Source organism: Paraburkholderia fungorum, assembly GCF_003610895.1.
GTDB lineage: Bacteria > Pseudomonadota > Gammaproteobacteria > Burkholderiales > Burkholderiaceae > Paraburkholderia > Paraburkholderia fungorum_B.
The window spans coordinates 226,575-249,209 of sequence record NZ_MCAS01000045.1; the positions used below are offsets into that span (position 1 = coordinate 226,575).

The following is a 22,635-nucleotide window of genomic DNA, read 5'->3' on the forward strand; positions in this document are numbered from 1 at the left end:
TTTTGTTGGGTGAGCGTCACGGCGCGGGCACCGTGAGTTTTTCGCTGTTTGAGCGTCAGGCTCCCGGCATCAGAACGACTCGTCCGCCGACAGATAGCGCCATTGGCCCGGCGGCAGTGCGCCCAGCATCACCTGACCCATGCGCACGCGCTTCAGGCCGATCACTTCGAGACCGACCAGCTCGCACATGCGGCGGATCTGACGCTTTTTGCCTTCGCGCAGCACGAAACGCAGTTGTTCGCCGTTTTGCCAGTTGACCTGTGCGGGCTTCAACGGCACGTCGTCGAGCGAGAGGCCGTGGCACAGGAGCGCGAGACTTTCCGGCGGGAAGTGGCTTTCGACATCGGTGGTGTGCTCGCCGTACGACACGCGCACCAGGTACTCCTTGTCGATCTCCGAATGGCCGCCGATCAGCTGCTTGGCAATGCGGCCGTCCTGCGTCAGCACCAGCAAGCCCGTCGAATCGATGTCCAGGCGTCCGGCCGGCGCGAGCTGGCGCAGATGTGAAACCGAGAAGCGGATGTCCGAACTGTCGCCTTCCCAGCGGTTTTCCGGCGTGACCAGCGTGATCGCCGGTTGATAGCCGTCTTCCGCCTGGCCCGATACGAGGCCCACGGGCTTGTGGATCAGGACCGTCACCTGGCTCGCTTGCGCGGCTTCGGCAGCGGGGTCGATCTCGATGCGCTGATCCGGACGGACCTTGGTGCCGAGCGTGTCGATCCGCTCGCCATCGACCATCACCCAGCCTTTTTCGATCCATTCGTCGGCTTCGCGGCGTGAGCACAGGCCGAGTTCCGACATCAGCTTGGACAGGCGCAGGGTGCCTGGCGCATCTTCGTAATCGCGGCGCGGCGTGCGCGGGGCGACGTCGGCGTCATCGTCGCGTTCGGCTCTGGCTGCGGGCGCCGGGTTGCGCGGCTTGTCGGCACGCGCTGGGCGGGTGTCGTCGCCAAAGCGGCGGCCGGCGGCCGGCAGCGCCTTGTCGAAGCTGCGAGCCGGGCGTTCGCCCCGGTCGTTACGTTCGCCACGGTCGCCGGCACGCGCCGGACGATCGCCGAATTCACGTTTGGCCGGTGCCCGTTCGCCGCGGTCGTCACGCGGCGCGCGCGCCGGACGATCCGTGCGGTCACCGTAGCCGCTTTTGACGGGCTTCGCGAAAGTGCGCTCGCCACGTTCGGACGAACCGCGCTCGCCTTCAAAACGGCGCGGCGCGCTGTCGCTGCGCGGGCCACGTTCACCGCTGCGGCGTTCCTGAGGGGCGCCACGGTCGCTGCCGAAGCGGGGGCGATCCGAGGCGTCACGCGCCGGGCGTTCGCCACGCGGGCCACCTTCCGACGGACGGCCCGCACCTGGGCGCGGGCCGCTGAATGAGCGGCGTTCGCCTTCGTCACGGCGCGGCGCGCGGTTGCCTTCGAAACTGCGGGGGGCGCGTTCGCTGCGGTCCGGGCTTCCTTCGAACCGGCGGGGTGCGCCCTGGCTGCGTTCGGTGCGATCTGCACCGCCTTCAAAGCGACGGGGCGAGCGCTCGCTGCGCTCGCCACTGCCTTCAAACCGGCGCGGCGCGCCCTGGCTGCGTTCACCGTCAGCGCGGCGGGGCGCACGATCGCTGCCGCCTTCAAACCGGCGGGGTGCACGATCGCCATCGTCCCGGCGCGGCGCACGGTCGCCGCCCTCAAACCGGCGCGGAGCGCGTTCACTACGATCAGCACCACCTTCAAACTTGCGGGGTGCACGAGCACCCTCGTCCCGCCGTGGAGCACGATCGGCGCTGCCTTCGAAGCGGCGCGGAGCGCTTTGGCTACGTTCGCCGTCAGCGCGCCGCGGCGCACGCTCGCCACCGCCTTCAAACCGACGCGGAGCGCGCTCGCCACCACCTTCAAAGCGGCGCGGCGCACCACCGGCCCCTTCACGGCGCGGCGGCCGATCCGACGGTGCGCGGCGCGCAGCGCCGGCACCACCCGCATCCCGCTCGCGGGAAAACGATCCTTCAGCCCGTGGCGCACGCGCACCGGCGCCTGCGGGCTTGCCTGCACCGGCTGGCCGCTTGCCGCCGCCCGCTGCGCCGGCGCCTTCGCCTCGTGCCCCGTTAAACCCGGCCGTCGGTGTGGACGGCCTTGGCCCGCTCGGACGCGTCGGCTTACGTGCCGAGGTGCTTCCGGTACGGACAGGGGCGCGTTCGGACGAAGCCGGCCGCGGGTGCTTGGCTGTTAATTTGACTCGCATGAAATCTCACACTGCAATCGCGCGCAGCAGTTCGGTCTCGACCTGAATTTGCAGGCGGTTGTCCGACAGACCGTGTCCATCCAGCAGGAACACGTCTTCGACGCGTTCGCCGAGCGTATTGATCCGCGCCGACGCGACGCCGACCCGGTGCTCGGCCAGCACGCGCGCGATTGAATAAAGAAGGCCTGGCCGGTCGTTAGCGGACACGGACAGGATGTAATATTGGCCGCGCTCGTCGGCCCGAAGATCGACGCGCGGCGTAACAGGGAAGGTCCGCGACAGCCGTGACAAGCGGCCTTTCGACGGTCCCGGAAGCAGGGTGCCGTCACCGGTGAGGCGTGCGGTCAGTTCCTGTTCGACCAGATTGGCAATATCGCGATAATGCACGTCTTCTTCGGTATGCGCGACGAGGAAATTGTCGAGCGCGTACCCGTGACGGGTCGTGCTGACCCGCGCATCGAGCACCGACAAGCCGTTGCGGTCGAAATACGCGCAAATGCCGGCAAACAGATCGGGTTGGTCTTTTACATATACGAGCACCTGCAGCGCTTCGCCGATCGGCGAAGGACGCGCCCGCACGATCGGCGTCGCGGTTTCGACGTGCCGGTACAGCACGCGGGTCTGCCATGCGATGTCCGCCGCGTCGTGGCGCAGGAAATAGCCGATGTCCAGTTTGTCCCACAGTGCCTTCTGCGCGCCTTCCGGCACGGTTTCGAGGCGCAGCAGGGCCAACGCCTCTTCCTGGCGCGATTTCAGTTCTGAATGCGCGTCAGGCCGTGCGCCGCCGAGCACCGCCAGGGTTGCGCGGTAGAGGTCTTCGAGCAGCTTGCCTTTCCACGTGTTCCAGACTTTCGGGCTGGTGCCGCGAATGTCGGCCACGGTCAGCAGGTAAAGCGCGGTGAGCCGGCGCTCGTTGCCGACCAGTTCGGCAAACCGCTTGATGACTTCGGGGTCGCTCGTGTCCTGTTTCTGCGCGACCTGGCTCATGGTCAGATGCTGCTGGACCAGCCAGACGACCAGTTCGCCGTCCTCGCCCTCGATGCCATGGCTGCGGCAGAAGCGCCGCGCGTCGGCCATGCCGAGCGTGGAGTGGTCACCGCCGCGGCCCTTGGCGATGTCGTGAAACAACGCCGCCACGTACAACACCCAAGGCCGGTCGAGGTTGGCGATCAACTGGCTGCAGAACGGATATTCGTGCGCATGCTCGGCCACCGCGAAGCGGCGCAGATTGCGCAACACCATGAGAATGTGCTGGTCGACCGTGTAGACGTGATACAGGTCGTGCTGCATCTGCCCGACAATGCGCCGGAAGTTCAGCAGATAGCGCCCGAGCACGCTGGTCTGGTTCATCAGGCGCAGCGCGTGCGTGATGCCGGCCGGCTGCTTCAGGATGTCCATGAACAGGCGCCGGTTCTCCGGGTCGCGCCGCCAATGCTGATCCATCACGTCGCGGGCGTTGTAGATCGCGCGCAGCGTGCGCGCTGACAAGCCCTTCACGCCCGGCGTCTGTTCGTAGAGCAGGAAAGCTTCGAGGATCGCGTTTGGTTCGCGCTGGAACACGTCGTCGCTGGCAATCTCCAGCATGCCCTGCTTCTCGACGAAACGGTCCGACAGCACGCGCGTGATGCCGCTCGTGCTGGGGAACAGCTGGGCTTCGATGTTCTGGATCAGGATCGTAGCGAGCTGCGTGACAGCCTTCGCGGCCCAGTAATAGCGGCGCATCAGCTGTTCGCTGGCGCGCTTCGTGGCCGTTGGCTGGTAGCCGAAGCTTTCGGCGACAGGCGTTTGCAGGTCGAACACCAGAATGTCCTGGCGGCGGCCGGCGATCACATGTAGCCGGGCACGCAGCGTTTTCAGGAAGCCTTCGTTGCGGCGCAGTTCGCGCGCTTCGCGCTCGGTGATCAGGCCGCGTGCCTCAAGCTCGCGCCAGCTGCTGCCGAAGCCGGCTGCCTGCGTAATCCACAGGATCAGTTGCAGATCGCGCAGGCCACCCGGGCTTTCCTTGATGTTCGGTTCGAGTGAATACGGCGTGTCCTGAAACTTGGCATGCCGCTGACGCATTTCGAGTACTTTGGCCTGGAAGAACGCGCGCGGGTCGAGCGTTTCGCGGTAGCGCTTTGCAAAGTCATCGAAGAGCGGGGCGCTGCCGGTAATGCGCCGCGCTTCCAGGAGCGAGGTGCGCACGGTGACGTCGTTGGCGGCTTCTTCGACACACTGCGCCACACTGCGCACACTGCTGCCGAGTTCGAGCCCCAAATCCCACGCGAGGCTGATAAAGCGCTCGATGCGCGCCTCGAGATGCTCGATCGGCGCGTCGGGCAGCAGGACCAGAATGTCGATGTCTGAGTGCGGCGCAAGTTCGCCCCGCCCGTAACCGCCGACCGCCAGCAGGGCCAGTTCGGGCGGCAGGCCGCAGGTGTTCCATGCGGCGCGCAGCGACTCGTCGGTGGCGCGCGAGAGCGCGGCCATCAGCGAATCGACGTTTGAGGCGGTCTTGAAGCGTTCCAGCAACTGGGCTTTGGCCACTTTATAGTCTGCCTTGAGCGACGTGGCGTGGGATTGGGCGACGGCTGGAACACTACTCATTGGCAGGCGGGCAGGTGAGGTCGAAAGCCGGTCAGGCCGTGGCTGCGACAACGGGCGGACGCGCGGGCGTGCCGGCCGAGACAGTCAGCACGTCGTAGCCGGTTTCGGTGACGAGCACGGTGTGCTCCCACTGTGCCGACAGGCTGCGGTCCTTGGTTTTAACGGTCCACTGGTCCGGCATGGTGCGGATGTCGCGCCGGCCGGCGTTGATCATCGGTTCGATCGTGAAGATCATGCCGGCTTGCAACTCGAGCCCGGTGCCGGGACGGCCGTAGTGCAGAATCTGCGGGTCTTCGTGGAACACCGTGCCGATACCGTGGCCGCAATATTCACGCACCACGCTGTAGCCTTGCCCTTCGGCGTGCTTCTGGATGGCGTAGCCGATATCGCCGAGATGGGCGCCCGGGCGCACCTGATCGATGCCGAGCCACATGCATTCGAAGGTGGTCTGCACGAGGCGTTTGGCCATGATCGAGCCTTCGCCGACGATGAACATCCGGCTGGTGTCGCCGAAATAGCCTTCCTTGATCACCGTGATGTCGATATTCAGCGCGTCGCCGTTCTTCAGCGTCTTGTCGCCCGGAATGCCATGGCAGATCACGTCGTTGACTGAAATGCAGGTGGCTTTCGGGTAAGGCGGATAGCCGGGCGGCTGATAATTCAGCGGCGCCGGAACCGTGCCTTGTTCATTGAGCATATATTCGTGACACAACCGGTCGAGCTCTCCGGTCGTGACGCCGGCGGTGACGAACGGCGTAATGTAGTCGAGCACTTCGCTCGCGAGCTTGCAGGCGACGCGCATCTGCGCGATATCGTGTTCGTTTTTGAGCGTAATAGCCATGAGTCGGGCCTGAAATGCAATTTATTGCAAGATTATCGCACCATATTCCCCCTGCCGCTGCGTTTTGCGAGCCGGCTGGTGCCTTTTTGCCCCGGGTTCGTGGCGAATCGCGGGCCGTTTGCCGGAGGCGGCGGCAGGCGTCCGGGTGCAACCGCCCACGGTAAACAGGAGCTACCGCGCGGGTTGAGTCGGCCGATAGTCGCGTGCTATAATGTTTGGCTAAGTCGATCTCTGTCTTATTTCGTTGATGTATCGCTGTTCTAATGAGCGGTGAGCAAATGCGGATTGGCAGAAAAGGCTTCTCGTGGCGATAGTTGCCTGCGCTACGGGATGGAGCGGTACCAAGGCGGCAGACTCGCAAGCCGGCGCACCCAGGGTGTCCGCCGCGTTCAGCCAGAAAGTGCAGTGCACAATGGCGGCGCGGCCGATACGGCAGCCGGCTTAAGACCCAACCCTCGCGGAGATTTTCATGGCAGTTACCATGCGTCAAATGCTGGAAGCCGGTGTCCACTTCGGTCACCAAACGCGCTTCTGGAACCCGAAGATGGCCCCCTTCATTTTCGGCCATCGCAACAAGATTCACATCATCAACCTCGAAAAGACGCTGCCGATGTACAACGACGCGCTGAAGTACGCGCGTCAACTGGCAGCGAATCGCGGCACGATCCTGTTCGTCGGCACGAAGCGTCAATCGCGCGACACGATCGCTGAAGAAGCGCAACGCGCTGGCATGCCGTTCGTCAACGCACGCTGGCTCGGCGGCATGCTGACCAACTTCAAGACGCTGAAGGTCTCGATCAAGCGCCTGAAGGACATGGAAGCATCGCTGGAAGCAGGCGAAACCGAACGCATGAGCAAGAAGGAAGCGCTCCTGTTCGAACGCGAAATGGCCAAGCTGCAAAAGTCGATTGGCGGCGTGAAGGACATGGGCGGTATTCCGGACGCGATTTTCGTGGTCGACGTCGGCTACCACAAGATTGCCGTGACCGAAGCTAACAAGCTGGGTATTCCGGTTATCGCCGTGGTCGACACGAACCACTCGCCGGAAGGCATCGACTACGTGATCCCGGGTAACGACGACGCTTCGAAGGCTGTCGCTCTGTACACGGCTGGCGTGGCTGACGCGATCCTCGAAGGCCGTGCCAATGCGGTCAACGAAGTGGTGCAGGCTGCACGTGGTGGCGACGGCGACGAGTTCGTCGAGGTCAACGCGGAAGCGTAAAGCTGCCTTGTGTCCGGCAAAAAAGGGGGCTTTCTACAGGCCCCCTTTTTTTAAGCTGCGACAAAGTGGTGGTGTGCTGTGAGCAGTGCCTGAAACGTAGTTCGTAAAAAATACGTGCGACGTTGAAACGAATTCTTGCCGCCGGTATCGAAGTCCGGGCGGCGTGTGACAGACGGAACTCAAGGAGCAAATGATGGCGGCAATTACCGCAAGCATGGTTGCAGAACTGCGCGCAAAGACCGACGCGCCGATGATGGAATGCAAAAAAGCGCTGACGGAAGCCGAAGGCGACATGGCGCGCGCTGAAGAGCTGCTGCGCGTCAAGCTGGGCAACAAGGCCAGCAAGGCAGCGTCGCGCGTGACGGCTGAAGGCGTGGTCGCATCGTTCATCGGCGGCAACGCTGGTTCGCTGGTCGAACTGAACTGCGAAACCGACTTCGTTTCGAAGAACGACGACTTCCTGGCTTTCTCGAAGACGATCGCCGAACTGGTCGCTACGCAAAACCCGGCTGACGTCGCTGCTCTGTCGGCACTGCCGCTGGACGGCTCGACGGTCGACGCAGTGCGCCTCGCGCTGGTCGGCAAGATCGGTGAAAACCTGTCGATCCGCCGTTTCGTGCGCTTCGACACGTCGAACAAGCTGGCAGCGTACCTGCACGGCACGCGTATCGGCGTGCTGGTCGAGTACACCGGCGCGGACGAGCAGGTCGGCAAGGACGTGGCCATGCACATCGCCGCCATGAAGCCGGTCTCGCTGTCGTCGGACGACGTGCCGGCGGATCTGATCGCCAAGGAACGCAGCATTGCTGAACAGAAGGCTGCCGAATCGGGCAAGCCGGCTGAAATCGTCGCCAAGATGGTCGACGGCAGCGTGCAAAAGTACCTGAAGGAAGTGTCGCTGCTGAACCAGACGTTCGTTAAGAACGACAAGCAGACGATCGAGCAGATGCTGAAGGCGGGCGGCGCGAGCGTGCAGAAGTTCGCGTTGTTCGTGGTCGGCGAAGGCATCGAGAAGAAGCAGGACGACTTCGCGGCTGAAGTGGCGGCTCAAGTCGCTGCTGCAAAGCAACAATAAGTCTCACCGCAATACCGTTGGACCCGCGGCGGAGCAAGACTTTGCCGCGGTCGGCGGCGCCGCAAGGCTGCGCACGGGTGACCCCCGTCGCGCACGCCGCTGGCGAACCCTAGGGTTCGTCAATTTGGCGACGCTTGCCCGAATCAGTATTTCACCCCTACATTAGTCCCTTGTTGTTGCCCTGTTCTGCGCGATCTGGATACCCCTATGCCCACTGCCTATAAACGCGTCCTGCTCAAACTCTCCGGTGAAGCTCTGATGGGCGACGATGCCTTCGGCATCAATCGCGCAACCATCGAACGAATGGTAGCGGACGTGGCCGAAGTGGTCCGTCTCGGAACGCAGCTGGCCGTGGTGATCGGCGGCGGCAATATTTTCCGCGGCGTCGCGGGCGGCGCGGCCGGTATGGATCGCGCCACGGCTGACTACATGGGCATGCTGGCTACGATGATGAATGCGCTGGCGCTGCAGGACGCAATGCGCCATGCCGGCATCGAAGCGCGCGTGCAATCCGCGCTGCGCATGGACCAGGTGGTCGAGCCGTACATCCGGCCCCGCGCGATTCGCCAGCTCGAGGAAGGCAAAGTCGTGATTTTCGCGGCCGGTACCGGCAATCCGTTCTTCACGACGGATACCGCCGCCGCGCTGCGTGGCTCGGAAGTCGGCGCGGAAGTCGTGCTGAAAGCCACCAAAGTGGACGGCGTCTATTCGGCCGATCCCAAGAAAGACCCGAGTGCGACCCGTTACGCCACGATCAGCTTCGACGAGGCCATCGGCCGCAATCTGCAGGTGATGGACGCCACGGCGTTCGCGCTGTGCCGCGACCAGAAGCTGCCGATCCGGGTGTTTTCGATCGTCAAGCCGGGCGCGCTCAAGCGCATCGTACTAGGCGAGGACGAGGGCACCCTCGTCCACGTGTAAACTCTCGTTCACATAACGTGGGCTTTAACGCGAGCCCAGGCCGCCGCATAACGCGCGCGCTGGCCGGCTCGCACCGTTTTGAAGGTTCGGAGGTTTAAAAATGTCTGTGGCTGATATCAGGAAGGGCGCTGAACAAAAAATGCAGCGTTCCATCGACGCGTTCAAGAACGACCTGTCGAAGATTCGCACGGGCCGTGCACACACGGGCCTGCTCGATCACATCCAGTGTGATTATTACGGTTCGCCGGTGCCGATTTCGCAGGTCGCGAACCTGACGCTGATCGACGCACGCACGATCGGCGTGCAGCCGTGGGAAAAGAAGATGGTCCAGGTCGTCGAAAAGGCGATCCGCGAGTCGGACCTCGGTCTGAACCCGGCTACGCAAGGCGACGTGATCCGTGTACCGATGCCCGCGCTGACCGAAGAGCGCCGCCGCGAACTGACCAAAGTGGTCAAGAGCGAAGCGGAAACGGCCAAGGTCGCGATTCGTAACCTGCGCCGTGATGCAAACGAGCAACTGAAGAAGCTCGTGAAAGACAAAGAGATTTCAGAAGATGACGAGCGCCGTGCAGGTGACGACGTTCAGAAACTGACGGACAAGTTCGTCACGGAAATCGACAAAATGGTTGTGACCAAAGAAGCCGAGATCATGACGGTCTGAGGCCGGTTGGCTCAGCACCTTTAAGATCTCCACTTCTTTTTTGCAGTCACTGTCCCGACGGCCATGACCTATACCAGCTCAACCGTGCGCGTGCCTGATGTCGCCGCGGTGCCGCGACATATCGCGATCATCATGGACGGCAACGGCCGTTGGGCGACCCAGCGCCGTCTGCCGCGCGTGGCCGGCCATACGCGCGGCGTCGACGCGGTGCGTGCGGCCGTCGAGGCCTGCGCACGGCAGGGCGTCGAATATCTGACACTGTTTGCCTTCAGCTCGGAAAACTGGCGCCGCCCGAACGACGAAGTGTCGTTCCTGATGCGCCTGTTTGTCACCGCGCTTGAGCGCGAGATCGGCAAGCTGCACGCGAACGGCATCCGTTTGCGTGTGGTCGGCGATCTGTCCCGATTCGATACGCGTATTCGCGACCTGATCAAGCGCGCGGAAACCAAAACCGCGCGCAATACCCGTCTCACGCTGACCATCGCCGCCAATTACGGCGGCCGCTGGGACATCATGCAGGCCACCCGCAAGCTTGCCGAACAATCGGCGCTGGCGGGCAAGGCGGTCGAGGTGAACGAGGATTCGTTCGCCGAACACCTGTCGATGGCCTATGCGCCGGAGCCGGACCTCTTTATTCGCACCGGTGGCGAGCGCCGCGTCAGCAACTTCCTGCTGTGGCAGCTTGCTTACACCGAGTTCTACTTCACCGACACGTTCTGGCCGGATTTCGACGCCGACGCGCTCGGCCACGCCATTGCTTCCTACGCGGAGCGTGAGCGCCGCTTCGGCCGCACCAGTGCTCAACTCGAGCCGCAATCGCAAAACGTCGATTCGCTTCCATGCTAAAAACCCGTGTCATCACGGCGATCATCCTGCTGGCGATCTTCCTGCCGGTCACGCTGTTCGCGCCGGTAGGCGCGTTCGGCGCGCTGATCGCCTTTGTCGTCGTGTTCGCGGCGTGGGAATGGGCGCGCCTGCTGAAGCTCGGCGGCGCGGGCCCGGTCATTTACGCGCTGGTGGCCGCCGTGGCGCTGGTCGCGAGCACGCGCCTCGGTACCGGCGTCGAGGAGCCCCGGCCGCTGTTCCAGGCGGCCGCTATTTTCTGGGTCATCGCGGGGCCGTATGTGCTTCTGCGCAAACCGACCCTCGCGCAAGGCGCCTGGCGCGCGTTTCTGTTCCTCGCCGGCATTGTGGTATTCGTTGCGTGCTGGCATGCTCTCGTCGCCGCGCGCATGAAGGGCGTGCCGTTCGTGCTCTCGCTGCTGCTGTTGGTATGGCTGGCCGATATCGGCGCATACTTCTCCGGAAAGGCTTTCGGGAAACACAAGCTGGCGCCTGCCATCAGCCCTGGTAAGACCTGGGAGGGCGCGATCGGCGGCTGGCTGGCCGTGATGATCGTCGCCGCGGCGGCGGTCTTTTTGCACGCGTTCGAGCCGACCCTGTATTCTGCGCTGCTGGCGCAATTGGGCGCCGTACGTACGCTGCTCGCACTGACCCTGCTCGTGGCATTCAGCGTAGTGGGCGATCTGTTCGAATCGATGATGAAACGTCAGGCCGGAGTGAAAGATTCAAGCGGCCTGTTGCCCGGGCACGGTGGTGTACTCGACCGCATCGACGCATTGTTGCCGGTGCTGCCGCTTGCCATGCTGCTGCTTGGCTAGAGAAAGAGATATGCAAAAACGTCTGACATTGCTCGGCTCCACGGGCTCGATTGGAGACAGCACGCTCGACGTCGTCGCGCGTCATCCTGAACGCTTTTCGGTTTATGCGCTCACCGCGCATCGCAACGGCGACAAGCTCGTCGAGCAATGCTTGCGCTTTCAGCCTGAAGTCGCGGTAGTCGGCGACGCCGACACCGCCGCGCACGTCGCGGCGAAGCTGCGCGAAGCGGGTTGCAAGACCGAGGTCGCGTACGGGCCGCAAGCGCTCGTCGACGTATCGGAGAGCGCGGGCTGCGACACGGTGGTGGCGGCGATCGTCGGCGCGGCAGGCCTCGCGCCGAGCCTTGCCGCGGCACGTGCCGGCAAGCGCATTCTGCTCGCCAACAAGGAAGCGCTGGTGATGTCCGGCGCGATCTTCATGGACGCGGTGCGTGACCACGGCGCGGTGCTGCTGCCGGTCGACAGCGAACACAACGCGATTTTCCAATGCCTGCCGCGCGAAGCCGCGCTGCACGGTGGCGTCTCCCGGATCATCCTGACCGCCTCGGGCGGTCCGTTCCGTACGCGCGAACCCGCCACGCTGGTGGACGTCACGCCCGACGAAGCTTGCAAGCATCCGAACTGGGTGATGGGCCGCAAGATTTCGGTCGACTCGGCCACGATGATGAACAAAGGCCTCGAGGTGATCGAGGCGCACTGGCTGTTCAACGTGCCGGGCGAGCGCATCGAGGTGCTGATTCACCCGCAAAGCGTGATTCATTCGATGGTCTCGTACGCAGACGGCTCGGTGCTCGCGCAACTGGGGAATCCCGATATGCGCACGCCAATCGCGCACGCGCTGGCGTTTCCGGAGCGCGTCGATTCGGGCGTGGCGCAACTCGATTTGCTGCAGGTCGCGTCGCTCTCTTTCGAAAAACCGGACTACACACGCTTCCCGTGCCTCGCGCTCGCCGTGAAGGCGCTGGCCGAGGGTGGGTTGGCGAGCGCGGCCCTCAATGCCGCCAACGAAATCGCAGTTGAGGCGTTCCTGTCGCGCCAGATCGGGTTCATGGCGATCGCCCAGGTTGTCGACGCCGTACTCAACGCGTTGCCGAATCGCAGCGCGCACGCACTCGATGACGTGATCGAGGCCGACGCCGCGGCGCGCCGCGCTGCCGCCGACTTCATCGCGCGTCTGCCGGACAGCGCCCGTCGCACGGAACGCGCCGTCCAGTGAGGCGCCTATGAATCTGCTAATCGAACTGCTGGCCTTCGCGGTTGCGATTGGCGTACTCGTGGTCGTCCACGAGTACGGGCATTACAGCGTGGCGCGTTTGTGCGGCGTCAAGGTATTGCGCTTTTCGATCGGCTTCGGCAAGCCGCTGGTCCAATGGGTGAGCCAGAAGACGGGCACCGAGTGGACAATTGCCGCGCTGCCGCTGGGCGGCTACGTGAAGATGCTCGACGAGCGCGAAACCGGCGGTGCGCCGATTCCGCCTGAAGCCTTGCCGCATGCGTTCAACCGGCAGTCGGTGTGGCGCCGTTTCGCGATTGTCGCGGCCGGCCCGGTCGCGAACTTCCTGCTTGCCATCGTGCTGTTCGCCCTCGTGTTCGCCACCGGCGTCACAGAGCCGGCGGCCGTGGTTGCCGCGCCAGCTCCAAATACACCGGCCGCGCTGGCCGGTTTCGACGGCGGCGAAACCGTCGTCGCGGTGCGGGCTGAGAACGCCAGCGAATCCGAGCGTGTGCGTTCGTGGTCCGACCTGCGCTGGAAGCTGCTGGGCGCGGCATTCGATCATAAGCGGGTCGTGTTGAGCGCGAAAGATGCCCATGGCATCTCGGATTTCCAGCTGGATCTGCGCGGCATGACCGAGAAAGACGTTGACGACGACTTTATGTCGCGTCTCGGCTTCGAACCGGGCGGTGGCAAACTCACGGTCGCGGGCGTGCAGCCGGATAGCGCGGCGCAAAAGGCAGGCCTTGCAGTGGGTGACCGTCTGCGCGCGATCAACGGTGTACCTACCGACAATGCCACGGCCTTCATCGCTTATGTAAAATCGCACGCCGGTGTGCCCGTGACGCTGCAGGTTGAGCGCGGCGGGCAAGCGGCAGGCAAGCTGGAAGATGTGCGGATCGTCCCGCAGTCGCAGCGTGACGAGGCGACGGGGCAGCAGATCGGCCGTATCGGTGCGGAACTCGCCACTCAGGTGCCGTCGATCGACGTGCGTTATGGGCCGGTCGAAAGCCTGCAACTGGGCGCGCGCCGTACCTGGGACCTTGCGGTTTATTCGGTGCGCATGTTCGGGCGAATGATCGTCGGCGAGGCTTCGCTGAAGAATCTTTCCGGCCCCGTGACGATCGCCGATTACGCAGGAAAGAGCGCACGTCTAGGTCCTTCTGCATTCCTGTCGTTCCTGGCCCTTGTCAGTATTAGCCTCGGCGTACTGAACCTGTTACCAATTCCGGTATTGGACGGGGGTCATCTGTTATATTATTTGGTTGAAGCTGTAACCGGCAAAGTTGTCTCCGATCGCTGGCAACTCGTTTTGCAGAGGGCGGGTCTCGCCTGCATCGTCGCATTGTCGGCGATTGCGCTGTTCAACGATCTGGCTCGTTTAATCCATTTTTAAAGTGTCTGGCGGCGTTCACGATGGCGACCGTCTGACCTGATGCAGCTATACACACTGGGGAAGCACGTTGTTTAAACCTCATCGCTTTGTTCCAAAGACGGTTATAGCCGCGGCGTTCGCCGCGCATGGGCTGGTTGCTCACGCAACGACGCCCTTCGTGGTGCAAGACATCCGGATCGAGGGGTTGCAACGCGTCGAACCCGGTACCGTGTTCGCGTACCTGCCCATCAAGCAAGGCGACACCTTCAGCGACGACAAGGCTTCTGACGCCATTCGCGCGCTGTACGCCACGGGCTTCTTCAACGACGTCAAGATCGCGACCGAAGGCAATGTCGTCATTGTGCAGGTGCTGGAGCGTCCGGCTATCGGCACGATCGACTTCGCCGGCATTCACGAGTTCGACAAGGACAACCTGACCAAAGCGCTGCGCGCGGTCGGCTTGTCGCAAGGCCGCTATTACGACAAGGCACTCGTCGACAAGGCCGAGCAGGAGCTGAAGCGCCAGTACCTGACGCGCGGCTACTACGCCGCCGAAGTCACCACCACGATCACGCCGATCGACCGCAATCGCGTGTCGGTGTTGTTCTCGGTGGCTGAAGGTCCGAGCGCGAAGATCCGCCAGATCAACTTCATCGGCAACAAGGCGTTCAGCACCGGTACGCTGCGCGACGAAATGCAGCTGTCCACGCCGAACTGGTTCTCGTGGTACACGAAGAACGACCTGTACGCGAAAGACAAGCTCACCGGCGACCTCGAGAACGTCCGCTCGTATTACCTGAATCGCGGCTACCTCGAGTTCAACATCGAGTCGACCCAGGTGTCGATCACGCCGGACAAGAAGGACATGTATCTGACGGTCACGCTGCACGAAGGCGAGCCGTACACGATCAACAGCATCAAACTGGCAGGTAACCTGCTCGACCGCGAGCCGGAGCTCGCCAAGCTGATCAAGATCAAACCAGGTGACCGCTTCTCGGCTGAAAAGCTGCAAGCCACCACCAAGGCGATTGTCGACAAGCTGGGCGAATATGGCTATGCGTTCGCCACTGTCAATGCGCAGCCGCAGATCGATCAGGAACACCACAAGGTCGACCTGACGCTGCAGGTGGACCCGAGCCGCCGCGTGTACGTGCGCCGCATCAACGTGGTCGGCAACACGCGCACACGTGACGAAGTGGTGCGCCGCGAAATGCGCCAGCTCGAAAGCTCGTGGTTCGATTCGAACCGCCTCGCGCTGTCGAAAGACCGGATCAACCGTCTCGGCTACTTTACCGACGTCGACGTGACCACGGTGCCGGTCGAAGGCACGCCGGACCAGGTCGATGTGAACGTCAAGGTGTCTGAAAAGCCGACCGGCGCGATTACGCTGGGTGCGGGCTTCTCGTCGACAGACAAGGTGGTGCTCTCCGCGGGCGTGTCGCAGGACAACGTGTTCGGCTCGGGTACGAGTCTCTCGGTGAACGTGAATACCGCCAAGACCTACCGTACCTTGACGGTCACGCAGGTCGACCCGTACTTCACGGTCGACGGCATCAAGCGGATTACCGACGTCTACTACCGTACGTACCAGCCGCTGTACTACTCGACGGATTCGAGCTTCAAGATCGTCACGATCGGTGGTGACCTGAAGTTCGGTATTCCGTTCTCCGAAGTCGACACGGTGTACTTTGGCGCCGGCCTCGAGCAGAACCAGCTGGATATCGACGCGAACACGCCGCAGAGCTACATCGACTACGTGCACGAGTTCGGCCGCGTGTCGAACAACGTGCCGATTACGGTGGGCTGGTCGCGCGACGCGCGTGACAGCGCACTGGTGCCGAGCCGCGGTTACTTCACGCAGGCAAACGCCGAGTACGGTACGCCAATCGGCGGCACCCAGTATTACAAGGCCGACATCAACGCGCAGTACTATTATTCGTTCTCGCGCGGCTTCGTGCTGGGCTTCAACTTCCAGGGCGGCTACGGTAACGGTCTTGGCGGCAAGCCATATCCGATTTTCAAGAACTACTACGCCGGCGGTATCGGTTCGGTGCGGGGTTACGAGCCGAGCTCGCTGGGCCCGCGTGACGCGAAAACGAACGACCCGATCGGTGGCTCGAAGCTGCTGGTGGGTAACATCGAATTGACGTTCCCGCTGCCGGGCACGGGCTATGACCGCACGTTGCGTGTCTTCACGTTCCTCGACGGCGGTAACGTCTGGGGTACGGAAGGTAACAGCATCGGCGCGAACGGCCTGCGTTACGGCTACGGTGTCGGTCTTGCGTGGATTTCGCCGATCGGCCCGCTCAAGCTCAGCTTGGGCTTCCCGCTCACGAAGCACACTGGCGACCAGTACCAGAAGTTCCAGTTCCAGATCGGGACGGCATTCTGATCTGGTGGCCGGCGGTTCGGCCATCAGTGGCTGGCCAAACTACAGTATCGAGAGGATGACTTTGCTAACCGGTATGTTTTCGAAACGTGTGGCGTGTGCGTTCGCGCTGGCAATGACGCTGGGTGTCGGCGTGGCGGGCGCAGCGCACGCACAGGAAGCCAGGATCGCTGCGGTGAATTCGGACCGTATCCTGCGTGAGTCGGCTGCCGCGAAGGCTGCACAGGTCAAGCTCGAGGCGGAGTTCGCCAAGCGTGACAAGGATCTGGCCGACATGGCGCAGAAGCTGAAGACGATGTCCGACTCGCTCGACAAGAACGGTGCGTCGATGTCGACCGCCGATCGCGCGCAAAAGCAGCGTGATCTGTCGCAACTGGATACGGACTTCCAGCGCAAACAGCGCGAGTTTCGCGAGGACCTGAACCAGCGGCGCAATGAAGAACTGGCGGCGGTGCTCGACCGGGCCAACAAGGTGATCAAGCAGATCGCCGAGCAGCAGCACTACGACCTGATCGTTCAGGAGGCGGTGTATGTGAGTCCGCGCATCGACATTACCGATCAGGTGCTGAAGGCGCTTGCGGCCTCGGGTAACTGAACGCGCGTCGGGTTGCTGCTTGTGGGTTTGGCGGTGCCGGTTCGCAACGCAGGCGGTAGAACAGACAGGTTGGACTGATTTGCAGCAGGAAGCTTGCATGGGATCAGAGTAAGTGCTTTGCATGGGACCGGAGTAACGCGCTAAAGCGCGAACTCCTGTCGACAGCTAAAGCGCCAACTCTGATCGACAGCTTTGCATGGGATCAGAGTAGGCGCTAAAGCGCCAACTCTGATCGACAGCTTTGCATGGGATCAGAGTAAGCGCTAAAGCGCTAACTCTGATCGACAGCTTTGCATGGGATCAGAGTAAGCGCTAAAGCGCTAACTCTGATCGACACAGGAGACAGGATAGGCATGGCATTTACGCTCGAGGACATCGTCCAGCGGTTCGGCGGTGAAGTAGTCGGAGATGGTTCGCAGCGCGTCGGCAGTCTGGCGCCGCTCGACCAGGCAGGCCCGGACCAGCTGGCGTTCCTCGCCAATCCTAAGTACTTGTCGCAGGTCGAGACGACTCGCGCGGGCGCGGTGTTGATCAATGCCGACGACCTCGCGAAGCTCGGTTCCCTCGAAAATCATTCGCATGCCGCGCGTAACTTCATCGTCACGCCGAATCCGTACGCTTACTTCGCGCGCGTCGCGCAGACCTTCATCGACATGGCCGAGCCCAAGCCGGTGCCTGGCGTGCATCCCAGCGCGACCATCGACCCGTCCGCGCAAATTGCCGCGAGCGCGGTGATCGGCCCGAATGTCACGGTGGAGGCGGGTGCGGTGATCGGCGAGAACGTGCGCCTCGACGCCAACGTTGTAATCGGTCGCGGCACGCGAATCGGCGCGGATTCGCATCTGTATCCGAACGTCGCGGTGTACTACGGCTGCAAGCTCGGCGAGCGCGTAATCGTGCACGCGGGCGCGGTGATTGGTTCCGATGGCTTTGGTTTCGCACCGGATTTCGTGGGCGAAGGCGATGCGCGTACCGGCGGCTGGGTGAAGATTCCGCAGGTCGGCGGCGTATCGATCGCGGCAGACGTCGAGATCGGTGCGAACACGACGATCGACCGTGGCGCGATGGCCGACACGATCATCGAAGAGAGCGTGAAGATCGACAATCTCGTGCAGATCGGCCACAACTGCAAAGTGGGCGCCTATACGGTGATCGCGGGTTGCGCGGGTATCGCGGGCAGCACCACGATCGGCCGCCACTGCATGATCGGCGGCGCGGTTGGAATTGCCGGTCACGTAACGCTGGCTGATTACGTGATCGTCACGGCGAAGTCCGGTGTTTCGAAGTCGTTGTTGAAGGCCGGCATCTACACCAGCGCGTTCCCCGCAGTGAACCATGGGGACTGGAACAGGAGCGCCGCTTTGCTGCGTAACATCGACAAACTTCGTGACCGTATCAAGGCGCTCGAAAATGCAGCGCCGGCAGGCAAGCCTGCTGACACGGCAAGCAATTCCACAGGCGACCCAACCTGAGATATCCGACCCAACCCGTTCGCCAACCCCGCTGGCCGACACCTTGCAGGACAATCCGCGGGGCAAGCTGCCGGCACCGCGTAAAATAGCGGGCAGGCATCAGGAAGCAAAGTCGGTAGCCGTGACCGGGTGGCATGGCCGCCGGGTCCTGGCAAGCGCCGGCAGTATGCGTTACCAACCCACCTGCACCAGCATTCGCAGTCATCATCGCGCAGTTAATGCGTGAGTAGAAACACCATGAGCACCGAAAAAATCAATCTCGACATTCATAAGATTCTCACGCTGCTGCCACATCGCTACCCGATCCTGCTGGTCGACCGGGTGCTCGAACTCGAGCCGCATAAGAGCATCAAAGCGTTGAAGAACGTGTCGATCAATGAGCCGTATTTCCAGGGCCACTTTCCGACCCGTCCGGTGATGCCTGGCGTGCTGATCCTCGAAGCGCTCGCGCAAACGGCGGCCTTGCTGACGTTTTCGGAAGAGCCGAGCGATCCGTCGAACACGCTGTACCTGTTCGTGGGCATCGACAATGCGCGTTTCAAGCGCGTGGTCGAACCGGGCGATCAGCTGATCCTGAACTGCACGTTCGAGCGTCATATGCGCGGCATCTGGAAGTTCAAGGCGCGCGCCGAAGTGGACGGTGTCGTGGCGGCGGAAGCCGATCTGATGTGCGCGGTGCGGCACACGGACAAAGACGCTTAAAGGTGTCCGGGCAGTCAGCGGCTTACTCTGAGCCCTGCAGGCTCCGGCTACGTCCTTCCGGACAACGCAACAGAATCACAAGCGAGGACGCATGAGCAGGATTCATCCCACTGCGATCGTCGAACCCGGCGCGCAACTCGACGAATCCGTCGAAATCGGGCCGTATGCCGTCATCGGCGCACACGTGACGATCGGCGCACGGACCACAGTCGGTTCGCATAGCGTGATCGAAGGTCACACCACGCTCGGCGAAGACAACCGGATCGGCCACTACGCATCGGTCGGCGGTCGTCCGCAGGATATGAAGTACAAGGACGAGCCGACCCGGCTCGTGATCGGCAATCGCAACACCATCCGTGAGTTCACCACGATCCACACCGGCACGGTGCAGGACTCGGGCGTCACGACGCTCGGCGACGACAACTGGATCATGGCCTACGTGCATGTGGGGCACGATTGCCACGTCGGCAACAACGTCATTCTGTCGAGCAATGCGCAGATGGCCGGCCACGTGATCATTGGCGACCACGCCATCGTCGGCGGCATGTCGGGCGTGCACCAGTTCGTGCGTATCGGCGCCCATTCCATGCTGGGCGGCGCCTCGGCGCTCGTGCAGGACGTCCCGCCGTTCGTGATTGCCGCGGGCAACAAGGCTGAGCCGCACGGTATCAATGTCGAAGGTCTGCGCCGCCGCGGTTTTTCGCCGGACGCGATCTCGGCGCTGCGCGCGGCGTACCGCCTGCTGTACAAGAATGGCCTGTCGCTGGAAGAGGCGAAGGTGCAGTTGCGCGAACTCGCGTCCGCGGGTGGCGATGGCGACGAGCCGGTACAAACGCTGCTCGCGTTTGTCGAAGCGTCGCAACGCGGCATCATCCGCTAAACGATGGCGCTCAACCCAAGTCCGCTACGCGTGGCGATGGTCGCTGGGGAGCCGTCCGGCGACCTGCTGGCAGCGTCGCTGCTCGATGGCCTCGCGAGCCATCTGCCTGCCGCCACCCAGTACTATGGGATCGGCGGGCCACGCATGATCGCCACGGGCTTCGACGCCCACTGGCCGATGGAAAAGCTGACGGTGCGCGGCTATGTCGAAGTGCTGCGGCATATTCCCGGAATCCTCGCCATCCGCAACGAACTGAAGCGCCAGCTGCTCGCTGAGCCGCCGTCGGTGTTCGTCGGCGTGGACGCGCCCGATTTCAACTTCAGCCTCGAGCATTCGTTGCGCGAGGCGGGTATTCCGACTGTTCATTTTGTCTGCCCGTCCATCTGGGCATGGCGGGGCGGTCGCATCAAGAAGATCGCCAAGGCGGTCGACCACATGCTCTGCGTGTTCCCGTTCGAAACGGCACTGCTGGAAAAGGCCGGTGTCGCGGCATCCTACGTGGGCCACCCGCTCGCTGACGAGATCCCGATCGAGCCCGATACGCTCGGCGCGCGCCGCACGCTCGGGCTCGCTGAAAGCGGCCCGATCATCGCGGTGCTGCCGGGCAGCCGGCGCTCGGAGATCGATCTGATCGGCCCGACGTTCTTCGCCGCGATGGAGATGATGCAGCACCAGGAGCCAGGCTTGCGGTTCGTGATGCCGGCGGCCACACCCGCGCTGCGTGAAATGCTGCGGCCGCTGGTTGACGCACATCCCGGGCTCGCGCTGACGATTACCGACGGTCAATCGCAACTCGCGATGACGGCAGCCGATGCAATTCTCGTCAAGAGCGGGACGGTGACGCTAGAAGCCGCGTTGCTGAAAAAGCCGATGGTGATTTCGTACAAGGTGCCCTGGCTAACCGGCCAGATCATGCGTCGCCAAGGCTATCTGCCGTACGTCGGCTTGCCGAATATCCTGGCGGGGCGTTTCGTCGTGCCGGAGATTCTGCAGCATTTCGCCACGCCCCAGGCGCTCGCCGAGGCCACGCTGAAACAGTTGCGCGACGAGGCCAACCGGCGCACGCTGACGGAAATCTTCACGGAGATGCATCACGTGCTGAAGCAGAACACCGCGCAGCGTGCCGCGGAAGTGGTGGCGAGCGTCGTCGCGAAGCGCAGGGCGCTGCCGTGACCAACGCGCGCGTACCACGCCGCAAGACTGCGAGCGCAGCAGGTGCGGCGGCGCGGCAGGTCGGTCTGGACTTCGAGACGCCGGATGACATCGTCTGCGGCGTCGACGAAGCCGGGCGCGGGCCGCTGGCCGGCCCCGTGGTCGCTGCGGCGGTGATTTTCGATCCGTCGAAACCGATGATTCGCGGACTCGACGATTCGAAAGTGCTCACCGCAAAAAAACGCGACGAACTGTACGACAAGATCGTCGAGCGGGCGTTGGCGTACTGCATAGCCTCGGCGAGCGTCGAAGAAATCGACTCGCTGAACATCCTGCACGCCACCATGCTGGCGATGAAACGGGCGGTCGAAGGTCTCGCGGTCATGCCGACACTCGTGAAAATCGACGGCAATCGCTGCCCGACGCTGAGCATTCGCAGCGAGGCGGTGATCGGCGGCGATGCACTGGTCAAGAGCATTTCGGCTGCGTCGATTCTCGCCAAGGTCACGCGCGACCGCATGCTGCTCGAATTGCATCAAACCTATCCGGTCTATGGTTTTGACGCGCACGCCGGCTATGGCACGCCGCAGCATCTCGCGGCGCTGCGCGAACATGGGCCTTGCGAGCATCATCGGCGCTCGTTTGCGCCCGTGCGTGAGGCGCATCAGCGTTTCGGCACGGCTTTGAAGCTGCCGGCAGGCGACGTAATCGTCGTCCCCGGGACGCTTGCCGACGACGCCTTCGGCGAGCGCAGCGGCGCCTGAGCGCGCCGTGTGAGCCGGCACGTCGCCCCTTCTTTCCTCATTCTCACTGTCTTCGCTGCCTGTGAAAGCCATCACCTCGCGGGACAATCCGCTCTATAAGCGCCTCAAGGCGCTGGCCGGCTCGACGCATCAGCAGCGCCGCAGCGGCCATGCACTGCTCGAAGGGTTCCATCTGGCGAGCGCCTATCTCGACGTCGCCGGGCAGCCGGAAATGTGCATCGTCACCGAGGGCGCGCTGCGTCACGACGAAGCGCAGGCTATTGTGTCGCGCATTGACGGGCAGCGCATCGTCACGCTGCCGGACGCCTTGTTCGGGCAGCTGTCGAACGTGGTGCATGGTGTCGGGATTCTGCTGCTGGTCGAAAAGCTCGACACGCCGCTGCCGGAGCAGGTCGGAGAAACCTGCCTCGTGCTCGATGGTGTGCAGGACGCCGGCAACGTGGGTTCGATTCTGCGCAGCGCGGCGGCCGCCGGTATCCAGCAGGTGTTCTGCGCACCGGGCACCGCTTACGCATGGTCCTCAAAGGTCCTGCGCTCGGGCATGGGCGCGCACTTTCTGCTCAATATCCATGAGGACATCGAAGCGCAGGTTCTGATCGAGCGCCTCGCTGTACCCGTCGTCATTACGGATTCGCATGGTGCCGAGGCGATCTATGACTGTGATCTGAGCGGACCGCTCGCCTGGGTGTTCGGCAACGAAGGGGCGGGTGTATCGCAGACCTGGCGCGATGCGGTTTCGTTGCGGGTAACGATTCCCCAGCCGGGCGGCATGGAATCGCTCAATGTGGCGGCTGCGGCGGCTGTCTGCGTATTCGAGCAATGCCGCCAGCAGCGCAGCGCGTGAGCTTGCACTGACTCCGGGTCTGAGGTGACCTCCGCGATCACCTCAGCACCACGCGCGTA

Annotated in this window: 19 protein-coding genes; 16 read left to right on the forward strand and 3 right to left on the reverse strand. The window is 63.1% G+C overall.

What is annotated here, in order from left to right:
• Window positions 1–69: 69 nt before the first annotated feature.
• From BCY88_RS32210 to map, 3 genes are read right to left on the reverse strand one after another with little or no spacing between them, the layout of a single operon-like run.
• Complete coding sequence (locus BCY88_RS32210; RefSeq protein ID WP_120348159.1) at window positions 70–2,223, reverse strand: pseudouridine synthase; 2,154 nt, start codon at window positions 2,221–2,223, stop codon at window positions 70–72.
• A 6-nt stretch (window positions 2,224–2,229) separates the two neighbouring features.
• A complete protein-coding gene (locus BCY88_RS32215; RefSeq protein ID WP_120348160.1) occupies window positions 2,230–4,809 on the reverse strand; it encodes a [protein-PII] uridylyltransferase in 2,580 nt (859 codons plus the stop codon).
• Window positions 4,810–4,840: 31 nt separating this feature from the next.
• Entirely contained in the window at window positions 4,841–5,650 is an 810-nt protein-coding gene (map, locus tag BCY88_RS32220; RefSeq protein ID WP_120348161.1) for a type I methionyl aminopeptidase, read from the reverse strand.
• Window positions 5,651–6,119: 469 nt separating this feature from the next.
• On the opposite strand from map, the gene rpsB reads away from it, so the two are divergent.
• The 16 genes from rpsB to BCY88_RS32300 all read left to right on the forward strand — a co-directional run bounded on the left by rpsB (window position 6,120) and on the right by BCY88_RS32300 (window position 22,576).
• A complete protein-coding gene (gene rpsB / locus BCY88_RS32225) occupies window positions 6,120–6,872 on the forward strand; it encodes a 30S ribosomal protein S2 (protein WP_120348162.1) in 753 nt (250 codons plus the stop codon).
• A 193-nt stretch (window positions 6,873–7,065) separates the two neighbouring features.
• On the forward strand, window positions 7,066–7,947 hold the full coding sequence (gene tsf, locus BCY88_RS32230) for a translation elongation factor Ts (RefSeq protein WP_120348163.1): 882 nt from the start codon (window positions 7,066–7,068) through the stop codon (window positions 7,945–7,947).
• 207 nt (window positions 7,948–8,154) lie between these two features.
• Window positions 8,155–8,868, forward strand: coding sequence for a UMP kinase (gene pyrH / locus BCY88_RS32235; protein WP_028199371.1), 714 nt, complete (start codon window positions 8,155–8,157; stop codon window positions 8,866–8,868).
• Between the two features lie 100 nt (window positions 8,869–8,968).
• Window positions 8,969–9,529, forward strand: a complete 561-nt coding sequence (frr, locus tag BCY88_RS32240) for a ribosome recycling factor (protein ID WP_120348164.1) — start codon at window positions 8,969–8,971, stop codon at window positions 9,527–9,529.
• Window positions 9,530–9,592: 63 nt separating this feature from the next.
• Window positions 9,593–10,375 carry a polyprenyl diphosphate synthase gene (gene uppS / locus BCY88_RS32245; RefSeq protein ID WP_028199369.1) on the forward strand — a complete coding sequence of 261 codons (783 nt, stop codon included), beginning with the start codon at window positions 9,593–9,595 and terminating at the stop codon, window positions 10,373–10,375.
• The gene (locus tag BCY88_RS32250; protein ID WP_120348165.1) at window positions 10,369–11,190 is read left to right on the forward strand and encodes a phosphatidate cytidylyltransferase; all 822 of its coding nucleotides are present in this window, start codon (window positions 10,369–10,371) and stop codon (window positions 11,188–11,190) included. Before uppS ends, BCY88_RS32250 begins: the two co-directional genes overlap by 7 nt.
• Window positions 11,191–11,200: 10 nt before the next feature.
• Window positions 11,201–12,406: a 1-deoxy-D-xylulose-5-phosphate reductoisomerase gene (locus BCY88_RS32255; protein WP_120348166.1), complete on the forward strand. Its 1,206-nt coding sequence runs from the start codon at window positions 11,201–11,203 to the stop codon at window positions 12,404–12,406.
• Between the two features lie 7 nt (window positions 12,407–12,413).
• The gene (rseP, locus tag BCY88_RS32260; protein WP_120348167.1) at window positions 12,414–13,799 is read left to right on the forward strand and encodes an RIP metalloprotease RseP; all 1,386 of its coding nucleotides are present in this window, start codon (window positions 12,414–12,416) and stop codon (window positions 13,797–13,799) included.
• Between the two features lie 67 nt (window positions 13,800–13,866).
• Window positions 13,867–16,170, forward strand: coding sequence for an outer membrane protein assembly factor BamA (bamA, locus tag BCY88_RS32265; protein WP_120348168.1), 2,304 nt, complete (start codon window positions 13,867–13,869; stop codon window positions 16,168–16,170).
• Window positions 16,171–16,225: 55 nt separating this feature from the next.
• Window positions 16,226–16,762, forward strand: coding sequence for an OmpH/Skp family outer membrane protein (locus tag BCY88_RS32270; protein WP_183081502.1), 537 nt, complete (start codon window positions 16,226–16,228; stop codon window positions 16,760–16,762).
• Window positions 16,763–17,115: 353 nt separating this feature from the next.
• Complete coding sequence (lpxD, locus tag BCY88_RS32275) at window positions 17,116–18,234, forward strand: UDP-3-O-(3-hydroxymyristoyl)glucosamine N-acyltransferase (protein ID WP_120348170.1); 1,119 nt, start codon at window positions 17,116–17,118, stop codon at window positions 18,232–18,234.
• 237 nt (window positions 18,235–18,471) lie between these two features.
• Window positions 18,472–18,936 carry a 3-hydroxyacyl-ACP dehydratase FabZ gene (gene fabZ, locus BCY88_RS32280; RefSeq protein WP_006048683.1) on the forward strand — a complete coding sequence of 155 codons (465 nt, stop codon included), beginning with the start codon at window positions 18,472–18,474 and terminating at the stop codon, window positions 18,934–18,936.
• Between the two features lie 91 nt (window positions 18,937–19,027).
• The gene (gene lpxA, locus BCY88_RS32285; protein ID WP_120348171.1) at window positions 19,028–19,816 is read left to right on the forward strand and encodes an acyl-ACP--UDP-N-acetylglucosamine O-acyltransferase; all 789 of its coding nucleotides are present in this window, start codon (window positions 19,028–19,030) and stop codon (window positions 19,814–19,816) included.
• A gap of 3 nt (window positions 19,817–19,819) precedes the next feature.
• Window positions 19,820–20,989 carry a lipid-A-disaccharide synthase gene (gene lpxB, locus BCY88_RS32290; protein WP_120348172.1) on the forward strand — a complete coding sequence of 390 codons (1,170 nt, stop codon included), beginning with the start codon at window positions 19,820–19,822 and terminating at the stop codon, window positions 20,987–20,989.
• Window positions 20,986–21,732, forward strand: coding sequence for a ribonuclease HII (gene rnhB / locus BCY88_RS32295; RefSeq protein WP_120348173.1), 747 nt, complete (start codon window positions 20,986–20,988; stop codon window positions 21,730–21,732). Before lpxB ends, rnhB begins: the two co-directional genes overlap by 4 nt.
• A 61-nt stretch (window positions 21,733–21,793) precedes the next feature.
• Window positions 21,794–22,576, forward strand: a complete 783-nt coding sequence (locus BCY88_RS32300; protein ID WP_120348174.1) for a TrmH family RNA methyltransferase — start codon at window positions 21,794–21,796, stop codon at window positions 22,574–22,576.
• The last annotated feature ends 59 nt before the right edge of the window (window positions 22,577–22,635 follow it).